21 protein-coding genes, 3 pseudogenes and 1 riboswitch are annotated in these 25,334 nt (G+C 75.9%); of the genes and pseudogenes, 10 read left to right on the forward strand and 14 right to left on the reverse strand.

Annotated features, from left to right (window positions below):
- Positions 1-1,576 (forward strand): ABC transporter permease subunit (locus FHN55_RS07780; protein ID WP_139711755.1); only part of this gene is annotated, 1,576 nt, incomplete at its 5' end.
- Between the two features lie 113 nt (positions 1,577-1,689).
- Here FHN55_RS07780 and FHN55_RS23655 read toward each other — a convergent pair.
- From FHN55_RS23655 to FHN55_RS07820, 8 genes and pseudogenes are all read right to left on the reverse strand, one after another.
- Positions 1,690-2,667: pseudogene (locus FHN55_RS23655) on the reverse strand (MFS transporter); the annotation flags it as partial.
- 62 nt (positions 2,668-2,729) lie between these two features.
- Positions 2,730-3,545, reverse strand: coding sequence for an FAD-binding oxidoreductase (locus FHN55_RS07790; RefSeq protein WP_257570790.1), 816 nt, complete (start codon positions 3,543-3,545; stop codon positions 2,730-2,732).
- The gene (locus tag FHN55_RS07795) at positions 3,538-4,143 is read right to left on the reverse strand and encodes a sulfite oxidase-like oxidoreductase (protein ID WP_139711757.1); all 606 of its coding nucleotides are present in this window, start codon (positions 4,141-4,143) and stop codon (positions 3,538-3,540) included. The genes FHN55_RS07790 and FHN55_RS07795 overlap by 8 nt, the downstream gene beginning before the upstream one ends.
- Complete coding sequence (gene serB / locus FHN55_RS07800) at positions 4,140-6,026, reverse strand: phosphoserine phosphatase SerB (RefSeq protein WP_139711758.1); 1,887 nt, start codon at positions 6,024-6,026, stop codon at positions 4,140-4,142. The genes FHN55_RS07795 and serB overlap by 4 nt, the downstream gene beginning before the upstream one ends.
- 89 nt (positions 6,027-6,115) lie before the next feature.
- On the reverse strand, positions 6,116-6,970 hold the full coding sequence (locus tag FHN55_RS07805) for an LLM class F420-dependent oxidoreductase (RefSeq protein ID WP_218974446.1): 855 nt from the start codon (positions 6,968-6,970) through the stop codon (positions 6,116-6,118).
- A 139-nt stretch (positions 6,971-7,109) separates the two neighbouring features.
- On the reverse strand, positions 7,110-8,036 hold the full coding sequence (locus FHN55_RS07810) for a MetQ/NlpA family ABC transporter substrate-binding protein (protein WP_139711759.1): 927 nt from the start codon (positions 8,034-8,036) through the stop codon (positions 7,110-7,112).
- Positions 8,023-8,835 carry a methionine ABC transporter permease gene (locus FHN55_RS07815; protein ID WP_139711760.1) on the reverse strand — a complete coding sequence of 271 codons (813 nt, stop codon included), beginning with the start codon at positions 8,833-8,835 and terminating at the stop codon, positions 8,023-8,025. The genes FHN55_RS07810 and FHN55_RS07815 overlap by 14 nt, the downstream gene beginning before the upstream one ends.
- The gene (locus FHN55_RS07820) at positions 8,832-9,893 is read right to left on the reverse strand and encodes a methionine ABC transporter ATP-binding protein (RefSeq protein ID WP_139711761.1); all 1,062 of its coding nucleotides are present in this window, start codon (positions 9,891-9,893) and stop codon (positions 8,832-8,834) included. The genes FHN55_RS07815 and FHN55_RS07820 overlap by 4 nt, the downstream gene beginning before the upstream one ends.
- A gap of 293 nt (positions 9,894-10,186) precedes the next feature.
- A riboswitch (SAM riboswitch) is annotated at positions 10,187-10,298 on the reverse strand.
- 129 nt (positions 10,299-10,427) lie between these two features.
- Between FHN55_RS07820 and FHN55_RS07825 the strand changes: the two genes are divergently transcribed.
- Positions 10,428-11,177 (forward strand): maleylpyruvate isomerase N-terminal domain-containing protein, encoded by a 750-nt coding sequence (locus tag FHN55_RS07825; protein WP_139711762.1) that lies wholly within the window; start codon positions 10,428-10,430, stop codon positions 11,175-11,177.
- Between the two features lie 101 nt (positions 11,178-11,278).
- Here FHN55_RS07825 and FHN55_RS07830 read toward each other — a convergent pair whose 3' ends face one another.
- The 3 genes and pseudogenes from FHN55_RS07830 to glgC all read right to left on the reverse strand — a co-directional run.
- Entirely contained in the window at positions 11,279-11,953 is a 675-nt protein-coding gene (locus FHN55_RS07830; protein WP_139711763.1) for a pentapeptide repeat-containing protein, read from the reverse strand.
- Between the two features lie 2 nt (positions 11,954-11,955).
- Complete coding sequence (locus FHN55_RS07835) at positions 11,956-13,218, reverse strand: FAD-binding oxidoreductase (protein WP_139711795.1); 1,263 nt, start codon at positions 13,216-13,218, stop codon at positions 11,956-11,958.
- Positions 13,215-14,459: pseudogene (glgC, locus tag FHN55_RS07840) on the reverse strand (glucose-1-phosphate adenylyltransferase); the annotation flags it as partial. The gene FHN55_RS07835 and the pseudogene glgC, both read right to left, overlap by 4 nt.
- A 116-nt stretch (positions 14,460-14,575) precedes the next feature.
- Between glgC and glgA the strand changes: the two are divergent.
- Positions 14,576-15,835 carry a glycogen synthase gene (gene glgA, locus FHN55_RS07845; protein WP_139711765.1) on the forward strand — a complete coding sequence of 420 codons (1,260 nt, stop codon included), beginning with the start codon at positions 14,576-14,578 and terminating at the stop codon, positions 15,833-15,835.
- A gap of 102 nt (positions 15,836-15,937) precedes the next feature.
- Here the strand turns inward: glgA and FHN55_RS22590 are convergent, their stop codons facing one another.
- Positions 15,938-16,798 carry a hypothetical protein gene (locus tag FHN55_RS22590; RefSeq protein WP_180357701.1) on the reverse strand — a complete coding sequence of 287 codons (861 nt, stop codon included), beginning with the start codon at positions 16,796-16,798 and terminating at the stop codon, positions 15,938-15,940.
- A gap of 34 nt (positions 16,799-16,832) precedes the next feature.
- On the opposite strand from FHN55_RS22590, the gene FHN55_RS07855 reads away from it, so the two are divergent.
- The 5 genes and pseudogenes from FHN55_RS07855 to FHN55_RS07875 all read left to right on the forward strand — a co-directional run bounded on the left by FHN55_RS07855 (position 16,833) and on the right by FHN55_RS07875 (position 21,210).
- Entirely contained in the window at positions 16,833-17,618 is a 786-nt protein-coding gene (locus FHN55_RS07855; RefSeq protein ID WP_218974448.1) for an ABC transporter ATP-binding protein, read from the forward strand.
- 86 nt (positions 17,619-17,704) lie between these two features.
- Complete coding sequence (locus FHN55_RS07860; protein WP_139711766.1) at positions 17,705-18,226, forward strand: NfeD family protein; 522 nt, start codon at positions 17,705-17,707, stop codon at positions 18,224-18,226.
- A 3-nt stretch (positions 18,227-18,229) separates the two neighbouring features.
- Positions 18,230-19,165, forward strand: a pseudogene (locus FHN55_RS07865) (SPFH domain-containing protein); the annotation flags it as partial.
- 233 nt (positions 19,166-19,398) lie between these two features.
- Positions 19,399-19,599 carry a hypothetical protein gene (locus FHN55_RS07870; RefSeq protein ID WP_139711768.1) on the forward strand — a complete coding sequence of 67 codons (201 nt, stop codon included), beginning with the start codon at positions 19,399-19,401 and terminating at the stop codon, positions 19,597-19,599.
- 12 nt (positions 19,600-19,611) lie between these two features.
- Positions 19,612-21,210 carry a cryptochrome/photolyase family protein gene (locus tag FHN55_RS07875; protein ID WP_139711769.1) on the forward strand — a complete coding sequence of 533 codons (1,599 nt, stop codon included), beginning with the start codon at positions 19,612-19,614 and terminating at the stop codon, positions 21,208-21,210.
- Positions 21,211-21,219: 9 nt separating this feature from the next.
- Here FHN55_RS07875 and FHN55_RS07880 read toward each other — a convergent pair whose 3' ends face one another.
- Positions 21,220-21,510 (reverse strand): helix-turn-helix domain-containing protein, encoded by a 291-nt coding sequence (locus FHN55_RS07880; RefSeq protein WP_139711770.1) that lies wholly within the window; start codon positions 21,508-21,510, stop codon positions 21,220-21,222.
- 56 nt (positions 21,511-21,566) lie between these two features.
- Between FHN55_RS07880 and map the strand changes: the two genes are divergently transcribed.
- Entirely contained in the window at positions 21,567-22,328 is a 762-nt protein-coding gene (gene map / locus FHN55_RS07885; protein ID WP_373995709.1) for a type I methionyl aminopeptidase, read from the forward strand.
- A 3-nt stretch (positions 22,329-22,331) separates the two neighbouring features.
- Here the strand turns inward: map and FHN55_RS07890 are convergent, their stop codons facing one another.
- On the reverse strand, positions 22,332-24,101 hold the full coding sequence (locus FHN55_RS07890) for a SpoIIE family protein phosphatase (protein WP_180357702.1): 1,770 nt from the start codon (positions 24,099-24,101) through the stop codon (positions 22,332-22,334).
- A gap of 75 nt (positions 24,102-24,176) precedes the next feature.
- Between FHN55_RS07890 and FHN55_RS07895 the strand changes: the two genes are divergently transcribed.
- Complete coding sequence (locus tag FHN55_RS07895) at positions 24,177-24,992, forward strand: sulfite exporter TauE/SafE family protein (RefSeq protein WP_139711773.1); 816 nt, start codon at positions 24,177-24,179, stop codon at positions 24,990-24,992.
- The last annotated feature ends 342 nt before the right edge of the window (positions 24,993-25,334 follow it).

Consider the following 25,334-nt stretch of genomic DNA (forward strand, 5'->3'; position numbering starts at 1 on the left):
CGCGGTGGCCGCGGTGGTCGCCGCCCTCGTCGTCGTCCCCGCGCTGCGCGGCGCCGTGCGGGGCGAGCCGCGCCGCAGCGGCGGCGCAGCGGCGGCGCTGCTGACGTCCCTGCCGGAGTTCCTGCTGGCCACGGCCCTGCTCGTGGTGGTGGCCGTGCACCTGCGCTGGCTGCCGCCCTACGGCTGGGAGGGGCCGCAGCACGCGGTGCTGCCGGCGCTGGCCCTCGGCCTGCCCGCCGGCGGGCTGCTGGGCCGCCTGCTGTCCGACGCCGTGAGCTCGGCCGCGGCCGAGCCGTGGGCGGCGACGTGGGCGACCGCCGGCACCACGCGGGGGCGCCTGGTCGGCGGCCTGCTGCTGCGCGCCGTGCCCGGTGTGGCGCCGCAGGTGGGCATGGTGCTCGTCGGCCTGGCCGGCGGGGCCGTGGCCGTCGAGCGCGTCTTCGCCGTGCCCGGCATCGGGCGGACGTCGCTGGGGGCGGCCGCCGCCCAGGACGCTCCGCTGCTGCAGGGGTGCGTGCTGGCGCTGCTCGTGGTCGGCACCGCCTGCGGGGCCGGCGCCGCCCTCCTGCGGGGCGCCGTGCTGGGGCGCGCGCTGCGGGTGGCGGGGCTGTCCGTGGCCGAGCCGGGCGCCGCTCGCGGCCGGGGCGCCCGGGCGGTGCCCGTGGTCTGCGCGGTGCTGCTGGTCGGCACCACGGCCGCCGGTCTGCTGCGCGACCCGTACGCGCCCGAGCACGCCCGGCTGGCCGCGCCGACCCTCGCGCTGCCGCTGGGCGCGGACGCCTCCGGGCGCGACCTGCTGGCCCGCGTCGGGCACGGCGCCGCCTCCACCGTCGGCACCGCGGTGCTCGTCTGCGCGCTCGCCGCGGTCATCGGTGTCGCAGCCGGGCTGCTGCCGCGGCTGTCCACGGGCCCCGTCGAGGTCACCAACGCGGCCCCACCGGTGCTCGCGGGGCTCGTCACCGCGGCGGTGCTCGGGCCCAGCAGGGGGCTGACGGGGAGCGCGGCGGTCGCCGTGCTCGTCGTCTCCTGGGCGCCGCTGGCGGCGCACACCGCAGCGCTGGTCACAGAGGCGCGCGCCCAGCCGCACGTGCGGGTGCTGCCGCTGCTCGGCGTCGGCCGGGCCCGCCTGCTCCTCCTGCACGTGCTGCCCGACGTGCTTCCCCCCGTGCTGCGCCACGCGGCGCTGCGCCTGCCGGGGGTCGCGCTGGCGCTGGCGTCGCTGGGCTTCCTGGGGCTGGGGCCGCAGCCGCCCGCGCCCGACTGGGGCCTGGTGCTGGCGGAGGGGATGCCCTACGTGGAGCGCGCGCCTTGGGCGGTGCTCGCTCCGGCTGCCTCCCTCGTGGCGCTGTCCGTGCTGGCCGTGACCCTGTCGTCGCTGGGGGGCTCGTCGACGGGGGTGCCCAGGTGGCGCCGGACCCCCGCCACGAGCCCTGCGCTGAGCAGCGGGAACACCGCCAGCACCAGCCAGGGCAGTGCCCTGGCCGGGCCGGCCGCGTCCGAGGCGTCCACCACGGAGCCCACCAGCCAGCTGCCCAGCAGCACGGCCACGCCGCCGCAGGTGGACACCAGGCCGTAGCGCGCGCCCAGGTCGCGCGCGGGGGAGAGCGCCGCGACCACGTCGCGCCCGACCGGCATGAGGAGCACCTGTCCCGCCGTGACCAGGACCACGAGGGCGGCGGCGCCGGCCAGTGCCGCGACGGGACCGCCCACCTGCCGGGAGGCGGCGCCCGCCAGCACCGCGGCCACCAGCAGGCCGTGGCCGGCCAGCAGCGCAGTGGGCGCCGACCAGCGGTGAGAGGTCCAGCGGAGCACGGGCATCTGCCCCACCACCACGAGCGCCGCCGAGGCCGCGAAGAGCACCCCGACGGCCGCGTCGGCGGTGTCCCGCGGCACGCCCGCGCGGTCCAGCTCCAGCGGCAGGGTCAGGTAGAGCTGGTTGTAGACCACGAGGTAGCCGGCCTGCGCCAGCGCGACGGCCAGGAACACCGGCTCCCGCAGCGCCGCCGCCGCGCCCGCCACCAACGGCGGACGCTGCTCGTCGTCGGCCCGGTCGACCCTGCCGTCGGCATCCCCTGCGCGGCGGGGGAGCAGCCGCCAGTGGCCGAGAAGGACGACGACGAACACCGCAGCCGCCACGAGGCAGGTGGCCCGGAAGCCGACGAGCAGCAGTGCCGAGCCGAGCACCGGGCCGGCCAGCGCGCCGACCTGGCCGGCCACCGAGAACAGGCCGAACGCCTCGCGCCGGTCCAGACCCGCCCCGGGCGCCCCGGCGGCGCGCGCCAGCTCGGACTCGACGGCGGGGGAGAACATCGCCGCGGCCACGCCCGTGAGCAGGGCGCCGGCGATGACGCCGGCGGCGCTCGTCGTCGTCGCGAGGAGCACGAAACCGGCGACGCGCACGGCGCAGCCGGTGAGCACGAGCGGGCGGGGACCGAAGCGGTCGGCCAGGACCCCACCGACCACGAAGAGGCCCTGCTGGCTGGCGGTGCGCAGCCCCAGCACGAGGGCGACGGTGCCGGCGGCGAGCGCGAGGTCGCTCGCGAGGTGCACCGCGAGGAAGGGGAGCACCAGGTAGAAGCCGGTGTTGAAGGCGAGCTGGCTGAGCACCAGCAGGCGCACCAGCGGGCTGGCGCGGCGCAGCAGGCGGACGCTCGACATGAGAACCATCCTCACCCACCGCGTCCCTGTGCACCGCAGCCGGGCGCCCGGCTGCGAGGACGGGGGGCGGGTCAGGAGGGGCCGAAGCGCTCCACGCGGACCGACTCCGCCGGCACGCCGACCTCCAGCAGCAGCTGCTCGGCCGCCGTCGTGAAGGGCGTGGACCCGCAGAGGAACACGTCGGCCTCGCCGGCGAGGGCGCCGAGGCGGTCGGCGTGGGGGAGCAGGTCCTCGGCGCGCAGGCGGCCGGCGGGGCGGCCGCTGCGCCCGGGACCGTCGTCGTCCTCGCGGGACAGCACGACGGTGGTGCAGCCGGCGAAGGCGCCGGTGAGCTCGTCGGCGTAGAACAGCTCCTCGTGGGTGCGCGCCGCCGCGACGAGGTGCACCGGCGCGCTCTCGCGCCCGACGGCGAGCCGAGCCGCCCGCGACCTCAACACGCAGACCAGCGGCACCAGGCCCGACCCCCCGCCGACCAGCAGCGCCGGCCTGTCGCCGCGCCACACGAACCAGCCCCCGAACGGGCCGCGGACCTCGAGGGCGTCGCCGACGGCGACGTGCTCGTGCAGGTACCCCGACACCTCTCCGTCCGGAAGCCTGTCGACGGTCAGCTCGACCACCCCCGGGTCCTCCGGGGGGCTCGCGACGCTGTAGGAGCGCTGCGCGCGGTAGCCGTCGGGCGCGGTGAGGCGCACGAGGTAGTTCTGCCCCGGCAGGTGGGGCTGCCACTCGGCGAGCTGCACGCGGAACGTCGACGCGTGAGGGGTCTCCCGCCGCACCTCGGTGACCGTGCCGGTCTGCCACGAGCGCTTGGCGCCGGTCGGGGGGACGCGGCGGCGCGGGGAGTCGAGCTGCGGGAGCTCGGGGAGCTGCGGCAGCCCGTCAGTCACCGGCGTACCGCTGCTCGGCCCACGGCTCGCCGCGGTCGTGGTACCCGTTGCGCTCCCAGAAGCCCGGCTCGTCGTGGTCGAGCAGGCGCAGGCCCGCGACCCACTTGGTGGACTTCCAGAAGTACAGGTGCGGCACGAGCATGCGCACCGGCCCGCCGTGCTCGGCGGTCAGCGGCTTCCCCTCGTGCTCCCACACCAGCCACGCCTTCCCGCCGGTGACGTCGGCCAGGGGCAGGTTGGTGGTGTAGCCGCTGCTGCTCCACGCCAGCACGTGCGTGGCGCTGGGGAGCACCTCGACCTGGTCGAGCAGGGCGTCGAGGCTGACCCCGGTGAAGCTCGTGCCGAGCTTGCTCCAGGTGGTGACGCAGTGGATGTCGCCCTCGTAGGACGAGCCCGGCAGCGCGTGCACGTCCTCCCACGACCACGTCCGGGGCGCGGCCACCTCGCCGTCCACCCGGAAGCTCCACGTGTCGGTGCTGACGTTGGGCGTCGCCTCCGCGGTCAGCACCGGCCAGGAGCTGCCGACGTCGTACTGGCCCGGGGGCAGGCGGGGGTCGCGCCCGCGCCGCCCGGTGAAGCCCGCGCTGAAGGTGCTCACGCGCCCATCCCAGCAGCACCGGGCGCGCTCGTCGAGCCGTCGCGCGGCCCGTCCGCGGAGCGCCGCAGGCGGTACACGACGTGGTCGCGGGCGTCGAGGGGGTTGTCCGGCGCCATCTCGCCCTCCGCGGCCCTCTCGAACCCGGCCTTCTCCAGCGCCCGCCAGGAGGCGCGGTTGCCCAGCGCCACCGACACGAGCACCTCACCGGCCTCCGGGTGGCGCGCGAAGCCCTCCGCTACGGCGGCACCGATGACCGCGGCGCCGAGGCCGCGGCCCTGCAGGTCGGGCTCGCCGATGAGGTAGTCGATCCCCAGCGCCCCGGCCGGCACCGGCAGCAGGGCCTCCAGCGCCGCGCGGCTGTCGGGCTCGTCGTCGTAGGAGTAGGTCTGCACGAAGGCGAAGGCACGGCCCCCGGCCGTCAGCGCCAGCGCCAGCGAGATCGGGTCGGTCCCGTCGATGCCGGGGCCGTAGTCGCGCTCGAGGTCCTCGGGGGCGTGCGGGTCCGGCCACCAGCGGGCCACGCGCGGCTCGTCGAGCCAGCGGGCGAGCAGGGGGAAGTCCTCGCGGACCAGCGGCCGCAGCGCCACCGCGCCGAGCAGCTCCGCCTGCTCCTCGCGGGAGCGGCGCACCTCGTCGGCCTCCTCGCGGGAGATGCCGAGCAGGTGCAGCACGCTGTCGAGGTAGGGGTTGTTGACCGACGTGTCGGCCTGCTCGCGCACGAGCGGCTTGGCGTTGAAGGCCACGCCCAGGCCCGCGGCGGCGATCATGTCGAGGTCGTTGGCGCCGTCGCCGACGGCCACCGTGCGGTCCAGGTCGAGGCCCTCCGCGCGGGCGAACTCGCGCAGCGCGGTGGCCTTCCCGGCCCTGTCGACGACGTCGCCCAGCACCCGGCCGGTGAGCCTCCCGTCCACCACCTCCAGGCGGTTGGCGCGCACCCGCGCGATGCCCAGGCTCGCGGCCAGCGGCTCCACGACCTCGGCGAACCCGCCCGAGACCAGCGCCATGACGAACCCGAGCCGCTGCAGCACCGAGCACAGCACCTCCGCACCGGGCGTGAGCCGCACCGACGCCCGCACGTCGGCCAGCACCCGCGCGTCCAGACCGGCCAGCGCCTTCACGCGCTCGTGGAGGGACTCGGCGAAGTCCAGCTCGCCGCGCATCGCCCGCTCGGTCACCTCCGCCACCGCGCGCTGGGCGTCCGGGCCGGCGTGCGCGGCGATGAGCTCGATGACCTCGTCCTGGATGAGCGTCGAGTCCACGTCGAGCACCACCAGCCGCCGCCCGTGCCGCACGAGCCCCGCCGGGGAGACCGCCACGTCCACCCCGGCGCTCGCGGCGACGGCGGCCAGGTCGCGCCGCAGCGCAGCCGGCTCGGCGCCGCGCACGTCGAGCTCCAGGCAGGTCACCGGGTGGTCGGGGGTGGCGGTGGCCAGGCTGCGGACGGCGTCGATGGACGCGCCCGCCTGCGCCACGGTGCCCGCGACCAGCGCCAGCTGCTCGGGCCGCAGCGGCGCGGCCAGCACCGTGACGTGCGAGCGCGGGTGGCTGGCGACGACGACGCCCGCGGCCTCGTCCTCCCCGCTTCCGCCGGGCGCGGTGGTCACGGCCAGGTCGAAGGGGGCGGCGGCGGCGCGCAGCGCCCTGCCGAGCTCTCCGGCCACCTCGGCGGCGCGCTCGCCGTCGTCCTCGTCACCGGTGGAAGGGCCGCAGGTGGTGAGCAGCGCGAGCGTCAGGTGGCCGCGGACCACGTGCTGCTCGACGTCGAGCACCTCCAGGCCGCGGCCGGCCAGCGCCCCCAGCACTGCCGCGGTGACGCCGGGCCTGTCCGTGCCGGTGAGGGTCGCGAGCAGGGTGCGGTGGTGCTGCGGGTCGGGCTGGGACACGCCCGAACGCTACCCACCCGCCGTGATCATGGACGGTCGGCCACCTCGCTGGTCGGTGGCCGGCTGCCCATGATCACGGACGCTGGTGGTCAGGCGTTCTTCTCGTCGCGCCAGGCGAGCCAGTCGCGCAGGCGGCCGAAGTCGTAGTCGGGTCCGCCGGCGCCGATGGTGAACAGCGTGGCGCCGCGGCGCAGCAGCTCTTCGCCCTGCTCCGCCGGGTCGGCGGTGCCCTCCACGCCGATGCTGCGCTCGACGTCCACCGGCTGGCGGCCGGCCTCGCGGGCCCACCGGTCGAGGACGCCGCTCTTGCGGGTGAAGGTCTCGGCGTCGCCGAAGGAGTGCCAGGCGTCGGCGTGCTTGCCGACCATGCGCAGCGTCTTCTTCTCACCGCCACCGCCGATGAGCACGGGGATGTGGCGGGTGGGCGCCGGGTTGAGCTTGCTCAGACGGCTCTCGATGCGGGGGAGGGCCTCGCCGAGGGCGTCCAGGCGGCCGCCGGCGGTGCCGAACTCGTAGCCGTACTCGTCGTAGTCCTTCTCGAACCAGCCGGAGCCGATGCCGAGGATGAGCCGGCCCTCGCCGCTCTTCGCGGAGATGTGGTCGACGGTGCGGGCCATGTCGGCCAGCAGCTCGGGGTTGCGGTAGCTGTTGCAGGTGACCAGGGCGCCGATCTCGACGCGCTCGGTGGCCTCCGCCCAGGCCGCGAGCAGGCTCCAGCACTCGAAGTGCAGGCCCTCGGGCTCGCCGTACAGCGGGTAGAAGTGGTCCCAGTTGAAGGCGACGTCCACGCCGGCCTCCTCCACGGCGGCCACGGTGCGGCGGATGCCGGCGTAGTCGGAGTGCTGCGGCTGGACCTGGACGCCGATGCGGACGGGGTAGCGCTCGCGCAGGGCGCTGACGACCTCGGTGTCGATCGGGGTGGGCTCGGGAGTCTGCTCGCTCACACCCGTGACCCTAGGCACGCTCCCGGTGGCCGCACCAGGGCACGAACCCCACCCACCTCACGCACTCGCGCACCCGAGTGCGGCTTCCAGTGGGTCTGGAGCCGCACTCGGGTGCGCGAGTGCGAGGAGAGGGGGTGGGTCAGCTGGCGTCGAGCGGCAGCAGCACGCCCTTCACGGACGGGTCGTTGGCGAGGAACTCCTGGACCTTCGGGTCCTGGAAGGTCTCGACGAGGGCCTTGATGTTGTCCGAGTCCTTCCACGTGGAGCCGATGGTCAGCTGCCCGGCGAACTCGTCCGGCGGGGTCGGCGCGAAGATCTGCTGCTCGAGCGGGATCTTCGCCGCGAGGTAGTACTCGGTGTAGCCGACGGCGGCGTCGAGGTCGGGCAGGGCCCGGCTCTGCGCGCCGAAGTCGAGCAGCGTGAACTCCAGGTCCTTGGGGTTGGACGCGATGTCGTCGACCGTGGCCGAGCCGACGTCCACGCCGTCCTTGAGGGTGATGAGCCCGGCCTGCTGCAGCACGTACAGGCCCTGCGCCTCGTTGGCGGGGTCGGAGTACAGCGAGACCGTGCCGCCCTGGGGGATCTCCTGCGGCGTCTTCCACTTGGCCGACCACAGCCCGAAGCCCCAGCGGAAGACCGGCGTCGCGGCCTCCTCCGTGAAGTCGGGGTTGGCCTCGAGGACCTGCCCCAGCCACAGCTTGTGCTGGTAGATGGTGCCCGCCACCTCGCCGTCGCTCACGGCGCGGTTGATGGTGTTGGAGTCCGCCAGGGCCTTGAAGGCGACCTTGATGCCGTGGTCGGGTGCGACGTCCTCGGCGATGTACTCGATGAGCGCCTGCTCGCGGGCGTTGCCCTCGGCCGTGGCCACGTAGAGCGTGGCGCCCGGCGTGGTGTTGGCGGTCTCGGTGCCGCCGAGGCGGGGGACGACGACGGCGCTGGCCACCGCGAGCACCGCGACGGTGCCGCCGGCGATCCACGGCCACCGCTTGCGCTTGCGGACCTCGAAGCCGTGGCCGTCGGGGCTGCCGGTGCCGCCTGTGCTGGGGCGGGTCTCAGTGGTGGACATCGGAGAGCTCCTTCGAGGACGCGCTGGTGCTGGTCTGGGTGGCGGAGGACGACGACGGCGAGGGCGCCGCGCCGGTGGAGCTGCTGCGCTGGCGCGGGAGGCGGCGGCGCGAGTGCGGGGTGGTGGCGCGCACGGCGGCGTCGCCGAGGGCCTGGACGGCGGCGACCAGGGCGACCAGCACGACGATCGTGGTGATCATCACGTTGTGGTCGAACCGCTGGTAGCCGTAGGTGACGGCCACGTAGCCGATGCCGCCGGCGCCGATGGTGCCCGCGATGGCCGAGTACTCGATCATCGCGATGGTGTTGATGGTCAGGCCGCCGAGGATCGAGGGGACGGCCTCGGAGAGCTTCACGCTGGTGAGCACCTGCAGCGGCGAGGCGCCGGACGCGCGGGCCACCCGGACCAGCGACGGCGGCACCGACCGCAGCGAGTTCTCCACGATGCGGCTGAAGAACGCCGTGCCGGCCAGAGCCATCGGCACCACCGCGGCGGGGATGCCGATGTTGGTGCCGGTGACGAACCGCGTGAACGGCACGAGCGCGGCCATGAGGATGAGGAACGGCAGCGACCGGCCCACGCTCACCACGGCCGACAGCACCTTGTGGAGCACCGGGCGCGGGGTGAGGCCGCCGGGTCCGAGCGCGTCGAGCGCGACCCCCAGGGGCACCCCGAGGACGACGACGATCGCCATCGTCACGCCCACCATGACCAGCGTGTCGCCCAGGGCCGGCAGCACGAGGGCGGGGATCTCCGCCCAGGTCAGGTCGGTGCTGGTCGCCGTCAAGACCGCGCTCATGCGACGACCTCCAGGGTCTGTCCGAGCGTCTGGGCGGCGGCGCGCTGCTCGGCGGCGTCGGAGGCCTCGCGCTGGGCGTGCAGCCCGAGGCCGATGAGGGCGGCCTCGACGTCGTCGTCGTCCAGGTGCGCCGGGGCGCCGACGACGGCGTGGCCCACGGCCACCCCGGCCACGGTGCTCAGCGACGCGCCGAGCAGCTCCAGGTCGGTGCCCAGGGCGCGGGAGGCGCGGACCAGCCAGTCCGCCGGGACGCGGTTGCCGGCGTGGCTGACCACCCACGTCGATCGCAGCGCGCGCGATCCGTCGTCGAGCGAGCCGGCGTGCGCGCGGCGCGGCAGCAGCGCCCGGCCGAGCGGGGACGCCGGGGTGTGGAGGAGGTCCACCAGGGCGCCGTGCTCGACGATGCGGCCGTGGTCGAGCCGGGCGACCGTGTCGGCCACCGCGACGACGGTGTCCATCTCGTGGGTGATGAACAGGACGGCCAGCTGCAGGTCGTCGCGCAGCTCCTTGAGCAGCGCGACGATGCTCGCCGTGGCCTGCGGGTCCAGGCCGGAGGTGGCCTCGTCGGAGAGCAGCACGCTCGGCCGCAGCGCGAGGGCGCGGGCGATGCCCACGCGCTGGCGCTGGCCGCCGGACAGCTCGTGCGGGTAGCGGTGGGCCTTGTCGGCCAGGCCGACGCGCTCCAGCAGCTCAGCGACGCGCGCCCTGCGCTGCGCAGGCACCACGCCGAGGTGCTTCAGCGGCAGCTCGACGTTCTGCGCGGCGGTGCGGCGGGTCAGCAGGCCGTCGGCCTGGAACACGGTGCCGATGCCGCGGCGGGCCTCGCGCAGGTCCTTCTCGGACAGGGAGGTGAGGTCGCGGCCGCCGACGAGCACCGCACCGGACGTGGGGCGCTCGAGGAGCGTGACGCAGGCGGCGAGCGTCGACTTGCCGGCGCCGGACGGGCCGACGACGGCGGTGATCTCGCCGGGGGCGACCGTCAGGTCGAGGGAGTCCAGCACGGTGGTGGCGTGCTGGCCCTCGCCGTAGGTCTTGGTGAGCGACCTGAGCTCGATCACGGCTCGATCACCGTGGCCTCCAGGGGTGTGGGTGGGGTGTTCCGGGCAGGGGGCATCGCCGCTCGACGGTCACGCAGAGTGACTGCGAGCGGTGGCGAGTGGGACGCTGGGGGGAGCAGCGCGGAGAGTGCGACGCGCGGTGCAGCCACCGCTGCCGGCGTCCCGCAGGGGAGGGCGTCGAGCGGTGCGTTCGCCGGGGCCGGGGGTGCCGGCCGGTCAGCGGGCTGCGGTCAGGCGCGTCGCCAGCGACAGTCGTCGCTGGTCATGGCGTGCGTGTGCACGTCGGCTCCTCTGAGTCGTCCTTGCCCGTGCCGGTGGGAACGGACCTGGTCTTCACCCGGAGCACCCCATGACGAGCAGGGTTGCCGGCCAGCGAGCCGGGGCTTGGCGCTGGCGCTCATGACCTGGGCAGGACCGTAGCGGGTCGATCGCCCACGAGTCAACGCTGCGTCACGACGAGCGTGTCAGGATCTTGTGGCCGGTGTGGCAGGCCGGGACCTGCCGCCGCGGCGCCGGTGCCGCTAGCGTCCGCGCGTGCAGAACCACCGCGCCGCCGACCTCGTCGAGCGGGAGGCAGCAGCCCTCGCCGCGCTCCTGGCGCCGGGGGCGCTGCAGGCCCCGGTCCCCGCCTGCCCGGGGTGGAGCCTCGTCGACCTGGCGCGCCACACCGGTGGGGTGCACCGCTGGGCCGCTGCGGCCCTGGCCGCGCCGCCCGACGGCGACCCGGGCGACGAGCCCGGCGGTCCCGAGGACGACAGTGAGGTCCGAGGCTGGTTCACCGCCGGCGCCGCGGCGCTCGTGGCGGCGCTGCGCGCGACGCCGCCGACCCGGCCCTGCTGGACCTTCGCGGTGCCGGAGGCGCCGGCCACCGCGGCCTTCTGGGGCCGTCGGCAGGTGCTCGAGACGGCGCTGCACCGCTGGGACGCGGAGTCCGCGCTGGCAGCCGCGGGACTGGGGGCGGCGCCCGACCCGGCAGCGTGGCTGGAGGACGGCGTCGCCGCCGACGGCGTGGCCGAGGTCGCCGACGTCGTGCTCCCGCGGCAGGTGCGGCTGGGACGCACGCCGCCCCTGCCGGGCGCCCTGGCGCTGCAGAGCACGTCGGGCCGGTGCGTGCTGGGCCAGGGCTCCGAGCCGGCGGCGGAGCTGACCGGACCGGCACCGGCGCTGCTGCTCCTGCTGTGGCGGCGCACCGCGCTCGAGGCCGAGCTGGCCAGCGGCCGTCTGGCGCTGGCGGGCAGCCGCGAGGCCGCCGACCGGCTGCTCTCCGGGGCCCTCACCCCCTGAGGGCGCCCCTTCACCGCACTTCCCGCGGAAAGTGCGCCAAGGACCACCCTCCTTCCCGCACTTCCCGCGGAAAGTGCGGGAAGAGCGCGGACGGGGGGACGTCAGAGGAGGCGCAGGCCGACGTGGGCGGCCAGCACGGGCGCCAGGCCCACCAGCTGCACCGCGTCGACCGTGCAGCCGCGCAACCCGTCCGCACCGCGCAGCTCCTCCAGGGTCGCGCCGCGCAGGTCGACGTCCTCGCAGCGCGCGCCCGACAGGTCGGCGCCGGTCAGGTCCGACCCCGCGAACGACACCCGCCGCAGCGCCGCGCCCCGCAGGTCAGCGCCGCGCAGGTCGCACCCGTCGAGGACCACGTCGGTCAGCGCCGCGTCGCGCAGCAGCGCGCTGTCGAGCCGGCAGCGCCGCAGGACCACCCTGTCGAGCCGCGCACCGCCCAGCCCCAGCGCTGACAGCCGGGCGTCCGCCACCTCGGTGTCGGCCCACTGCGTGCGCGCGCCGTCCGCGGCCACGGCCGACACCCGCTCCCACCGGCTGCCGGTGCACCGCATCCCCGCCAGCAGCGCGCCGTCGAGCACGGCGTCCTCCACGAGGCTCTCCAGCACGAGCAGCCCCTCGAGTCGCGCCTGCGCCAGCTCGGCACCGTCGACCAGGGCGCAGTCCCACCGGCCGGACAGCAGCACCGAGCGGTCCGCCACGTCGAGGTCGGGCAGGACGACGTCGGGAGGACGCGGCGGGGTGGGGCCCGCGCTGCCGCGCCGAGGTGGCCTACTGCCCATGATCACGGGGGTGCGGGGGGAGGGGTGAAGCAGGACGGGGGCTGCTCGCCCTCCAGGAGGAGCCTGACCGCGGCCCGCGCCGCGACCGCACCGACGAGGTTGCCCGTCCCGCAGTAGCCGCCGACGGCGGCGACCCGGCCCCCGGGCCTCTCGTCGACGAGGCCGCACAGCGCCCGGCCCTGCGCCTCCGGCGCGGTGTAGCCGACCGAGGCGCCCCAGCGGTGCCCCACGTCACCGGCGCGCAGGGGCCGACCGAGCAGCCGCTCCGCGACGCGCTCGACGTGGGCCTGCACGGGCGGCGTCGGGTCGGTGGAGGTGGTCCACTCCGCCGCGCGGTCGACGTCGCGGCCGCCGCCCACGAGGAGCCGGAGGCCCGCCGGGCCGTCGTCGAGCTGCGCGTAGTCGTAGCCCCACCGCTCGTACACGCCGCAGGGCACCCGCTCGCGGACGCGCGCCGCGTCGTCGTCGTCGAGGGGGGTGGTCGCGAGCATCTGCAGCCGCGCGGTGCGGACGGTGGGCCGCTCCCCGCCGAGCTGGGGGAGGAGGACGTCGAGGCGCCCGTCCACGGCCACCAGCACCACGTCCGCCCCGACGGCGCCGCGGTCGGTCTCCACGCGACCGGGGCGGACCCGGAGCACGCGGGTCGCCTCGTGCAGGCGCACGCGGGGCCCGTGCTCGCGCTGCAGGTGCGCGAGCACGCCGAGGTGGCGGACCACGGGGTTGGCCTGCGCGTCGTCGGGCAGGAAGAGGCCCTCGCCGAAGGAGCCGGAGCGCTCCTCCACCGCGATCCCGTGCTCGCGCAGTGCAGCGGCCTGCGCGGCGCAGTCGGCGAGCTCGCGGGTCCGCTCGTCGTCGTCGACCCCCACCCCGCCGGCCAGGCGCAGCGAGCCGGCGCGGCGGACGACGCCGGCGGGCAGCACGTCGACGAGGTGGTCGAGCTCGGCGAGCGTGGCGCGGTACAGCCAGGCGGCGGGCCCGGCGCCCCAGTCGGCCACGGCGTCGTGGAAGGCCGGTTCGGCGCCTCCCAGCAGCAGACCGCCGTTGCGGCCGGCCGCTCCGGCGGCCACGCGGCCGGCGTCGACACCGACCACGGTCAGGCCCCGGGACGCCAGCTCCTCGACGGCCGCGAGGCCGGAGCCGCCCAGCCCGACGACGCAGGCGTCGGCGGTGCTGTCACCGCCGAGGGGCGGCAGCCCCGGCCAGGACGCGACGCGGGGGTCGGCGTCCCAGCCGGGGACCGTGAGCGCTGTGGTCAGCTGGCTCAGGGCTCCACCGTCTGGTGCTTGCCGACGATGGTGATGCCGGACTCCGTCACCGTGAAGCCGCGGGCGCGGTCGCGCTCGGGGTCGACGCCGACGGTGGCGCCCTCGGGGACCTCGACGTTCTTGTCGAGGATGGCCCGGCGCACCACCGCGTGGCGGCCGACCTTCACCCCGTCCATGAGGACCGACCTGTCGACCGACGCCCACGAGTGCACGTTGACACCGGCGGCGAGGACCGAGTCCTCGACGAGCGCACCCGACACCACGGACCCCGGGCCGACCACGGAGTTGATGGCGTGGCCGATGCGGCCCTGCCAGCCGTGGACGAACTTGGCCGGCGGCAGCGGCGGCTGCTGGCTGAAGATGGGCCACTCGTAGTTGTAGAGGTTGAACACCGGGTGCACCGAGATGAGGTCCATGTGGGCCTCGTAGTAGCTGTCGAGCGTCCCCACGTCGCGCCAGTAGTCCTTGTCGCGCGGGGTGGAGCCGGGGACGTCGTTGTCCTTGAAGTCGTAGACGCCGGCGCGGCCCTGCTCGACGAACCAGGGGACGATGTCGCCGCCCATGTCGTGGCGGGAGCCCTCGAGGGTGGCGTCCTTGGTGACGGCCTCGGTGAGCGCCTTGGCGTCGAAGACGTAGTTGCCCATCGAGGCGAGCACCTCGCCGGGGGAGTCCGGCAGCCCCTGCGGGTCCTTCGGCTTCTCCAGGAAGGCCCGGATCCTGCGCCGGTCCGAGGGGTCGACGTCGATGACGCCGAACTGGTCGGCGAGGGCGATCGGCTGGCGGATGGCCGCGACCGTCGCCGCCGCACCGGAGGCGATGTGGCTCTCGACCATGGCCGAGAAGTCCATCCGGTAGATGTTGTCGGCCCCGACGACGACGATGATGTCCGGCCGCTCGTCGTTGATGAGGTTGACGTTCTGGTAGATCGCGTCGGCGCTGCCGAGGTACCAGTGCGGGCCGCGGCGCTGCTGCGCGGGGACCGGCGTCACGTAGTTGCCGAGCATCGTCGACATGCGCCACGTCATGGTGATGTGGCGGTCGAGGCTGTGGCTCTTGTACTGGGTGAGCACCACCGACTTGAGGTAGCGCGAGTTCACGAGGTTGGACAGGGCGAAGTCCACCAGCCGGTACGTCCCTCCGAAGGGGACGGCCGGCTTCGCGCGGTCCGCGGTCAGCGGCATGAGCCGCTTCCCCTCGCCGCCGGCCAGGACGATGGCCATCACCTTCGGTGCCATGCGGCAGACCCTAGTGCGCTGGTCACGTGGTGCACACGTGGGTCACCCGAGCCGCGCGTCGGGCGTGCGGGAGGGGGCTGCCCCGGGCGCGCGGCGGGGGCGCCAGGGTCTAGGTTCCGGCCATGCGCGTCGACGTCCTGACCCGTGAGTACCCGCCGGACATCTACGGCGGGGCCGGGGTGCACGTGGCCGAGCTGGTGCGCGTCCTGCGCCAGCTGCACCCCGACGGGCCGGGCGGTCCCGCGCTCGACGTGCGCGTCCGGGCCTGGGCCCTGGCCGAGGGCGAGCGCGACGAGGCGGGGACGACGAGCCACCCCGAGCCGGCCGAGCTGGCCGGCGCCAACGCGGCGCTGCGGGTGCTGGGCGTGGACCTGTCCATGGCGGCCGCCGTCACCGGTGGTGACGGTGCCGCGGGCGGCAGCAGCACCGACCTGGTCCACTCCCACACCTGGTACGCCAACCTCGCCGGGCACGTCTCCGGCCTGCTGGCCGGCGTGCCGCACGTCGTCACCGCGCACTCGCTGGAGCCGCTGCGCCCGTGGAAGGCCGAGCAGCTGGGCGGCGGGTACGCCCTGAGCAGCTGGGCGGAGAAGACCGCCTACGAGGGCGCCGCCGCCGTCATCGCCGTCTCCGCGGGCATGCGCGCCGACATCCTGCGCTGCTACCCCTCCCTGGACCCCGCGCGCGTGCACGTGGTGCACAACGGCATCGACGCCGACGCGTGGAGCCGCGACGACTCGCCCGAGGCCCACGACGCCGTGCGCGCCCTCGGCGTGGACCCCGAGAAGCCGAGCGTCGTCTTCGTCGGGCGCACCACGCGCCAGAAGGGGCTGCCGCACCTGCTGCGCGCCGCCGCCCAGCTGCCGCCCGAGGTGCAGCTGGTGCTGGCCGCCGGTGCGCCGGACACCCCGGAGATCGCCGCCGAGGTCGCCGGCCTCGTCGCAGACCTCAAGGCGACCCGCTCCGGCGTCGTCCTCATCGACAGGATGCTGCCGCGCACGGACGTCATCCGGCTGCTCTCGGCCGCCACGGTCTTCGTGTGCCCGTCGGTGTACGAGCCGCTCGGCATCGTCAACCTCGAGGCGATGGCGTGCGGCGCGGCCGTGGTCGCCAGCGCCACCGGAGGCATCCCCGAGGTCGTCGCCGACGGCGAGACCGGGTGGCTGGTGCCCATCGAGCAGGTGCAGGACGGCACCGGCAGGCCCATCGACCCCGCGACGTTCGAGGCGGACCTCGCCGCGGCGCTCACCGCTGCCACCTCCGACCCCGCCGAGGCCCGCCGCCGCGGCGAGGCGGGGCGCCGGCGGGCGGTCGCCGAGTTCGGCTGGGACGCCATCGGCGAGCGCACGCTCGCCGTCTACCGCGCCGCGCTCGCGGGCTGACCCGCGGCCGGCCTCCGATGCCGCACTCGCGCACGCGAGTGCGGCGTCGGAGGCCCCTGGAGCAGCACTGGGGTGCGCGAGTGCGGAGGGGTGGGCGGGTGGTCAGGGCCGGGGGGCGGTCCCGGACAGCTCGGCCGCGGCGGCGTTGACGGCGACGGCGAGGGCGCGGCGGGCGACCCCGTCCACCTCGCGCAGCGACCGCGACCGCGCGAGCGCCTCGCTGCTGGACACGGCGGCGCCGTCGTCCTCCGTCGCCAGCTCCACGATCGCGCGCACGCGGGCGGCCGACGCCACCACGCGCACGGCGCGGTCGGGGCACCCGGGCGGCAGCTCGCTGGTGGCGAGCGCACCCTCGCGGACGGCGGTGATCCTGTCGGCCGCGTCGTCGCGCCAGCGGGCCACGTCGAGGCCGGCGAGCACGCGCGTGGCCTCCGCGAGCCCGAGGCGCAGGGACCTGTCGGCGTCGGCGAGGGTGGTGCCGTCGGGCGCCTTCGGCGACCACGTGGGGAAGACCCGCCAGGTGACCTCGGCGCCGGGCTCCCACGCGGAGCCGAACCAGGCGACCTCGGGCACCAGGCCGACGCGCCCCACCCCGTCGGTGAGCAGCAGCTCCTCGTCGACGAGCACCGCCTCACCGGCCTCGACGGCCTCGGCGCTGAAGGCCGCGGGGCCGGGCAGCCCGGCCGGGTCGCCGGGGGCGGGCAGCGCCACGCGGAGGCTGCGCGCGCCGGCGGTCGAGAGCCCCGCGAGCAGCTGGCCCAGGGCTGCGGCGGGGTCGCCGGGGACGCCGGCGGCGCCGACCGGGTCGACGCCCTGCCACCCCGGCAGCGGCTCCCCGCCGCTGACGCCGTGGGGCTCGTCGGAGCCGGTGACGGCCCTGGCGGCGGTGCCCGCGTCGGACCTGCCGGACAGGACGGCGGTGCCCCAGGCAGCCAGGCGCGCCGAGCGGGGGAGGTGCAGCACCGGCACACCGTAGGCGCCGACTAGGGTCGACGACGTGGTCGAGGTCCTCGCGATGGAGCAGGTGACGGTGGTCCGGGGTGGCTCGGAGCTCGTCTCGGGGGTCGACTGGCGCATCGGCGAGGGCGAGCGGTGGGTGGTGCTGGGCCCCAACGGCGCCGGCAAGACCACGCTGCTGCAGATCGCCGCGACGCGCATGCACCCCACCCGCGGCACCGTCCGGGTGCTGGGCGAGCAGCTGGGCCGCGTGGACGTCTTCGAGCTGCGCCCGCGCATCGGCCTGGCCTCCGGCAACCTCTCCGAGCAGGTCTCGCGCCAGGAGCAGGTGCGCGACGTGGTCGTCACCGCCGCCTACGGGATGGTGGGGCGCTGGCGCGAGCAGTACGACGCCGCCGACCACGCCCGCGCCTCGGCGCTGCTGTCCGTGATGGGCGTGCACGCCCTGCGCGACCGCAGGTTCGGCACGCTGTCCAGCGGTGAGCGCGGCCGCGTGCTCATCGCCCGCGCGCTCATGACCGACCCCGAGCTGCTGCTCCTGGACGAGCCCGCCGCCGGCCTCGACCTCGGCGCCCGCGAGGACCTCCTGCGCCGCCTGGCCCGGTTCGCCGCGGACCCGGCCGCGCCCACGAGCGTGCTCGTCACCCACCACGTGGAGGAGGTGCCCGTGGGCACCACCCACGCGCTGCTGCTGCGCGGCGGGAAGGTCGTGGCGGCGGGTCCGGTGCACGAGGTGCTGCGCGACGGTCCGCTGTCGACCGCGTTCGGGCTCCCGCTCGCCGTGGAGCGCGTCGGGCAGCGTTTCACGGCCCGCGCGATCGGGTGACCGCCCGGCCCCTCCGGGTGCTCCTCGGGTGCCTCACGGGTGACGCCCCCTCGCAGTGCGTGACCTCCGCCGCCTAGGGTCGGTGCATGGCCGCGCTGTGGTGGGTGATCGGGGCCTTCGTCCTGGCCGGCCTCGAGGTCTTCGCCCTGAACCTCGTCTTCGGCACGCTCGTCGTGGGGGCCCTGGCCGGTGCCCTGGCGGCCCTGCTCGGCGGTGACTTCACCGTGCAGGCCATCACCGCGAGCGTCGTGTCGCTCATCGGGCTGGCCGTGGTGCGGCCCGTGCTGGTCAAGCGCTTCAAGGTGGAGGGCCGCTTCACGGCCACCGGGACCGCGGCCAACGTCGGCCGTCCCGCCCGCGTCCTCGCCGAGGTCACCGAGGTGGGCGGGCGCGTGAAGCTGGCCGGCGAGGAGTGGTCGGCGCGCACCGCCGAACCCGCTGCCCGCTTCCCCGTGGGCGCCACCGTCCACGTGGTCGCCATCGACGGCGCCACCGCCGTCGTCGCGGCACCCGCGGGCTCCCCGGCGGCGCAGGCCCCGCCCGCAGACCCGCCCGCAGACCCGGCCGCCGGCACCCCGCCGTCGGCACCGCGCCAACCGGAGGGCTGACCCGTGGACCCCACAGGCTTCCTGCTGACCGTCGTCCTGGTCCTGCTGCTGATCTTCGTGGTGATCACGGTGGTGCGGGCGGTGAGGATCGTGCCGCAGGCGTCCTCGCTCATCGTCGAGCGCCTCGGCCGCTACTCGCGCACGCTGGAGGCCGGCCTGCACGTGCTGGTGCCCTTCTTCGACAGGGTCCGCGCCCGCGTGGACCTGCGCGAGCAGGTGGTGACGTTCCCGCCGCAGCCGGTGATCACCAGTGACAACCTCGTGGTGAACATCGACACCGTCATCTACTTCCAGCCCACGGACCCGCGCGCGGCGGTCTACGAGATCGCCAACTACATCCAGGGCATCGAGCAGCTCACCGTCACCACCCTGCGCAACGTCATCGGCTCCCTCGACCTGGAGCAGACCCTCACCAGCCGCGACCAGATCAACGGCCAGCTGCGCGGGGTGCTCGACGAGGCCACCGGCCGCTGGGGCATCCGCGTCAACCGCGTCGAGCTCAAGGCGATCGACCCGCCGGCGTCCGTGCAGGACTCCATGGAGCAGCAGATGCGCGCCGAGCGGAACCGCCGCGCGGCCATCCTCACCGCCGAGGGCTCCAAGCAGAGCCAGATCCTCACCGCCGAGGGCGAGAAGCAGTCGGCCGTGCTGCGCGCCGAGGGCGCCGCCCAGGCCGCGATCCTCAAGGCCCAGGGAGACGCCAGGGCCATCACCCAGGTCTTCGACGCCATCCACCGCGGCGACCCGGACCCGAGCCTGCTGGCCTACATGTACCTGCAGACGCTGCCCAAGCTGGCCGAGGGTCAGGGCAACACCACGTGGGTCATCCCCGCCGAGCTCACCGAGGCGCTGCGGGGCATCGGCTCCGCCCTCGGCGGTCGTGACGGCGCCCCGGACGCCGGCTGGGCCGCGCAGGCCCGCCCCCGCCGCGAGCGCCCGGTGGGCGAGCCCGGCGTCGACGTCTTCGGCGACACGCAGCTGGAGGACCCGTCCGTCGCGCTGCGCGCGGCCCGCGAGGAGGCCGAGGGCGCCACGCGCGAGGCCGAGCGCAGCACGCCGGAGACCCGCGGCAGCGCGGCGCCGCAGGGAGCCCGCCAGGCCCCGCCCGCCCCGCAGCCGCAGCAGCCGCCGTCGGCCCCCGAGCCCCCGACCACCGGCCCCGGGGCGGCGTCGTGAACCCGCTCGTCTCGCTCGTGCTGCTCGTGGCCGGCCTCCGCGCCGGTCGGGCCGCCGCCGCGCAGGCCGGCCCCGTGCCGCCCGTCGCGTCGGCCGCGCTCGCCGCGGGCCTGGTGGGGGCGACCGCGTTCGTGGGCCTCCTGGGCGTCGTCGTGGCCTGCTGGGCGTTCGGGCTGGCGGTGCTGCTCTTCCTCTGATCGGCTGTGCCGGTGGCGGATGATCGCGCTCCCGGGACCGTCCGCTGGCTCTTCGCGGACCAGCTCGGACCCCACTTCCTCGACGACCCCCGGCAGCGGGCCGTGCTCGTGGAGTCCACGCGGGTCTTCGCGCGCCGCACCGTGCACCGCCGCAAGGCGCACCTGGTGCTCTCCGCGATGCGCCACCGGGCCGCCGAGCTGGGTGACCGGGGCGTGCACGTGCGCGCCGCCACCTACCGCGAGGGCCTCGCGCTGGCCGCGGAGCAGCTGACCGACGACGAGCGCGCCGCCGGCCTGTCGGTGAGCGACCCCACCTCCTACGCCGCCCGCCGCTTCGTGCGGTCGCTGTCGGGCCGGCACGACGACGACGTCGAGCGCGGCGGGAGCTCGGACCTGCTGCCGCTGCGGGTGCTCCCCGCGCGAGGCTGGGCGGTCACGCAGGACGAGTTCGCCCACTGGGCCGGGCGGCGCGGCGAGCCCGGGCAGAAGCGCCTGCTCATGGAGGACTTCTACCGGGAGGTCCGCCGGCACCACCACCTGCTGCTCGAGGGCGACGGCGAGCCGCTGGGCGGGACCTGGAACTACGACCACGAGAACCGCGAGCCGGCCCCTCGCGACGGCACGCTGCGCGAGGTGGCGGGCGTCCCGGAGCCGTGGTGGCCGAGCGAGGACGACGTCGACGCGCAGGTCCGCGAGGACCTGGACCGGATGGCGCGCGACGAGGGCGTCCAGTTCGTCGGCGAGGACGGGCCGCGCCGCTTCGCCGTGACGCGCCGGGAGGCGCTGCACGTGCTGCGCGACTTCCTCGAGCACCGGCTCGAGGCCTTCGGCACCTACGAGGACGCGATGCTCGCCGACGACCGGTGGATGGCGCACTCCTTCATGTCGGTGCCGCTGAACCTGGGCCTCGTGCACCCGGTGGAGGTGGTCCAGCGCGCCGAGGCGCGCCACCGCGAGCACGGCACGCGCCTGGCCAGCACGGAGGGCTTCGTGCGGCAGGTGGTGGGGTGGCGCGAGTACGTGTGGCACCTGTACTGGCACCTCGGGGAGGACTACGGGCAGCGCAACGAGCTCGGGGCCACCGAGCCGGTGCCGGACTGGTTCAACGACCTCGACGCCGAGGGGGAGGTCCGCGCCGCGTGCCTGTCCGACGTGCTCGGCACGCTGCGCGAGGAGGGCTGGGTCCACCACATCCCTCGCCTCATGGTGCTGGGCGGGTACGCCCTGGCGCGCGGGTGGAGCCCGCAGGAGATGACCAGCTGGTTCCACACCCGGTTCGTGGACGGGTACGCGTGGGTCATGGCGGCCAACGTCGTCGGGATGAGCCAGCACGCCGACGGCGGGATCATGGCCACCAAGCCGTACTGGTCGGGCGGGGCGTACATCGACAAGATGTCCGACTACTGCGGGCGCTGCCCGTACGACCCCAAGAAGCGCCTCGGCGAGGACGCCTGCCCCTTCACGGGCGGGTACTGGGCCTTCACCGCGCGGCACGAGTCCCTGCTCGCGGCGAACCCCCGCACGTCACGGGCGGTCAGCGGCCTGCACCGCCTCAAGGACGCCGACGCCGTGGTGGCGCAGGAGGCAGACCGCGGCTCCAGCGCTCCCTGAGCAGCGGCGTCAGGAGACGAGGCGCTCGCCGTCGTCGTCCACGGCGGTGCTGGCCGGCTGCTGGCACAGCTGCGTCCACAGCGCGTCCAGGGACAGCCCCAGGACGCCCGCGACCGCGGCCACGGTGGGGAAGGCGGGCGTGGCGATCCGGCCGGACTCGATCTTGCGGAGCGTCTCGGGGGAGATGCCGGCGTCGAGGGCGGTGGTGAGGACCGTGCGGTCTCCGCGGGCCTCCCGCAGCAGCGCGCCCAGGCGCTGTCCGCGCTCGAGCTCGTCGGGGGTGAGGGGGACCCGGACCACGCCCGAATCTTATACCGGTATTAGTATCCCAGGGTGATGAACCGGTGATCGAGGTCATGGACGCCGCCCAGGTGCCGCACGCGCGGGCCGCTGGCGCGCTGGTGGGGCGGATCCTCGCCGAGCTGCGCAGCCGCACGCGCGCCGGCACCAACCTGCTGGAGCTGGACGCCTGGACGCGTCAGATGCAGGCCGAGGCCGGCGCGACGAGCTGCTACGTCGACTACGCCCCGTCGTTCGGGCGCGGCCCGTTCGGCCACCACCTGTGCACCTCCGTCAACGACGCCGTGCTGCACGGGCTCCCGCACGACCGCGCGCTCGCCGACGGCGACCTCCTCTCCCTCGACCTCGCCCTCTCGGTGCAGGGGGTGGTGGCCGACGCCGCCATCAGCTTCGTGGTGGGGGAGCGGCCCACCCCCGAGGACGCCGCCCTCATCGGCGCCACCCAGCGGGCGCTCGCGGCGGCCGTCGAGGCGGCGAGGCCCGGCGCGCGGGTCGGCGACGTCTCGCACGCGATCGGCACCGTGCTCACCGAGGCCGGGTACCCGGTGAACCTGGAGTTCGGCGGCCACGGGGTCGGCTCGACCATGCACCAGGACCCGCACGTCGCCAACCACGGGAAGCCGGGGCGGGGCTACAAGCTCCGGCCGGGACTCCTGCTGGCGCTGGAGCCGTGGGTCATGGCCGACACCGCCGAGCTGGTCACCGACGACGACGGCTGGACCCTGCGCAGCGCCACCGGCTGCCGCACCGCGCACAGCGAGCACACCGTGCTCATCACGCCCGGTGGCACCGAGGTGCTGACGCTGCCGCCCGCCTGAGCCTCAGGCGGGGCGCAGCCGCACGGCGAGCAGGGCGACGTCGTCTTCGGGGTGGGCCGGCAGCAGCCGGCGCACCACCGCGTCGCACAGCTGCTGCAGCGGCAGGTCCCGGAAGTCCTCGAGCGCGGCGCGCAGCTGCTCCAGCCCGGTGTCCAGCGGGGTCCCGCGGCGCTCGACGAGCCCGTCGGTGCACAGCAGCACCGTGGCCCCGGGAGCCAGCTCGGCCACCTGGTCGGTGCGCACGGACCCGCCGGTCAGCTGCTCCATGCCCAGCAGCAGCCCGGAGCGGCCGGGCAGGACCCGGGCCGCACCGCCCGGCTCCACCGCCACCGGCGGCAGGTGGCCGGCGCTGCACCAGCGCAGCAGCGCACCGCCCAGGGCCACGTGGTCGCCCTGGCGCTCGACGCGCGCCACGAGCGCCGTGGCCGTGGTCTCCACCCCCAGGCGGGCCATCGCCGAGTCGACCGCGGCCAGCAGCTCCGACGGGGGCGTGTCGCCGGTGACGCCGAGGCCCCGCAGGATGCCCCGCACCTGCCCCATGGCGGCGGCGGCGCGGCTGTCGTGGCCGACCACGTCGCCGATGACCAGCACGGCCGGCCCGGCCGGCTGGCCGAACGCGTCGTACCAGTCACCTCCGACGTGCGCGGTGTGAGCCGCCGGCACGTACCGGACCGCCACCTCGCAGCCCGGCAGCACCGGCGGCGCCGTGAGCAGGGAGCGCTGCAGCGCCTCACCGAGGCGCTGCTGCTCGTCCCGCAGCCGCGCCGACTCCACCGCCAGGCCACCGCGGCGGGCGAGGTCGGTGATGAGCGCGACGTCCTCGGCGTCAGGAGCGGGCCGGCCCTGGTCGGTGTAGCAGGACAGCAGCCCCACGAGCCCGTACCGGCCGCGCAGCGGCACGACCACCACCGAGGCGGGGTCGAGCTGCGCCAGGGCCGCGCGCGCCCCGGGGTCCGAGACGGCGGCCGCCATGACCTCGGCGGCTCCGCGCGTGAGCACCACGGGTCGGCCCTGCAGGAGCGGGCCGAACACCTCGCGCGCCTGCGTCCGCCGCGCCTCGTCCTCCGGTCCCGGCGGTGGGCCGCCGGACGCCTGCGAGGTCTCGAGCGCCAGGCGTGCCACCAGGGGGAGGCGGCCGCTGTCGCGGTGCCACCACCCGGCGGTGCGGGCGGCGCCGCGGGACAGCTGCTCGTCGCCCTCCACCTCGCTGACCAGGCACCAGTCGGCCAGTGCCGGCACCACGAGGTGGGCCAGCCTCTCGCTCGCCTCACGAACACCGACGGCGCCGCCCAGCTCCGCGCCGGAGCGGGTCAGCAGGCCGTTGCGCTGCGCGCTGCGCTCGGCGGCCTCCCGGTCTAGGTGGCGCGCGGTGACGTCGGTGGTGCTCGTGGCCAGGCCGTCGCCGTCGGGCCAGGCGCGCACCTCCAGCCACACGGGCGGGTCGACCGAGGCGTGCACCTCCACCACGGTCTCGCGCTGCTCGGCGACCGCCGTGCGCCACGCGTCCTCGACACCGGCTCCGCGCACGCCGGGCAGCGCCTCCCACACGACGGACCCGATCATGGCCTCGCGCGTAGACCCCGCCAGGCGGGCGGAGGCCGCGTTCACCCAGGTGAAGCGCCAGTCGGCGTCGAGCAGGGCGAAGCCGTTCGGCAGCGCTTCGAGCAGCGCCGTCGCGCGCTCCGGCGACAGCGCGGCCTCGGGAGCGGCGGCGACGCGGGCAGCCTCGTCGACCGCCTCGTCGACGGCCGTGTCGACCGCGTCCCCCACCACGGGCACAGTGTGGGCCCGGGCACCGACGGCCCACCACCGCGGGCGGCACGTCCGGTGCCCGTAGTGTCGCCGCACGTGACGTGGCTCGAGGTGTCGTTGGTCCTGCTCGCGGGCCTGTGGGCGGGGACCATCAACGCCGTCGTCGGCTCGGGCACCCTCGTGACCTTCCCGGTGCTCGTCGCGCTGGGGTACTCCCCGCTGGTCGCCACGGTCAGCAACGGCATCGGCCTGGTGGCCGGAGGCGTCTCCGGGGCGTGGGGCTACCGCCGCGAGCTGCGAGGCCAGGGACGGCGCCTGGCCCTGCTGCTGCCGGCGTCCGTGGTCGGCGGTGCGGTGGGCGCGGTGCTGCTGCTGCGGCTGCCGGAGTCGTCCTTCGAGACCGTGGTGCCGGTGCTCATCGTGCTGGCGCTCGTGCTGGTGGTGCTGCAGCCGCGGCTGCAGGCGCGCCTGCGGCGCCGGGCGGAGGCCCGGGCGGCCCAGCTGGCCGTCGACGGGGGGCCGGTGCGCGCCTCCCGGTGGCTGGTCGGGGCGACGGTGCTGGCCACCCTGCTCATCGGCGTGTACGGCGGGTACTTCACCGCCGCCCAGGGCGTGATGCTGGTCGCGGTGCTCGGCAGCCTCCTCGACGAGACGCTGCAGCGCGTCAACGGCCTCAAGAACGTGCTGACGCTCGTGGTGAACGTCGTCTCCGCCGTCTTCTACGTGCTCTTCGGGTACGAGACCATCGACTGGCTCGTCGTGGCGCTCATCGCCGCGTCGTCGCTGGTGGGGGGCGCCATCGGGGCCCGGTACGGGCGCCGTCTGCCGCCCACGGCGCTGCGCGCGGCCATCGTCGTCCTGGGCGTGGTGGCGCTGCTGCGCCTCCTCGGGCAGCAGGTCGGCTGGTGGTGACGACGACGAGGCGGGGTGCCCTGGGCCCGCCGAGTGGGCAGTGGTCACCCGACGGAGGTCCAGGACCAGCACCTGCACTGAGGTGTCACCTGAGGTCTGGCGTCTGGCTGTCCGCAGCGTGAGGGCGATCACCGGATCGACCTCGCCTGCTGCCGCACCGCACAGCGCCGTCCGGCCTCCGCGAGAGCTTCCGGTGGTGGTGGCGCTCGGCGGGTCGAGGGGGCGTCGGCTCCTTGCGCGCTGACGGTCGTCGTCCGGTCAGCGTCCCGCTCACGAGGACCCGCTGCGCCGGGTCGCCCCACGGGTGCGCTGGTCCGCCCCGCCGACGACGGTGATCGACGC

Source organism: Streptomyces sp. NP160 (assembly GCF_006335115.1).
Lineage (GTDB): Bacteria > Actinomycetota > Actinomycetes > Actinomycetales > Quadrisphaeraceae > Quadrisphaera.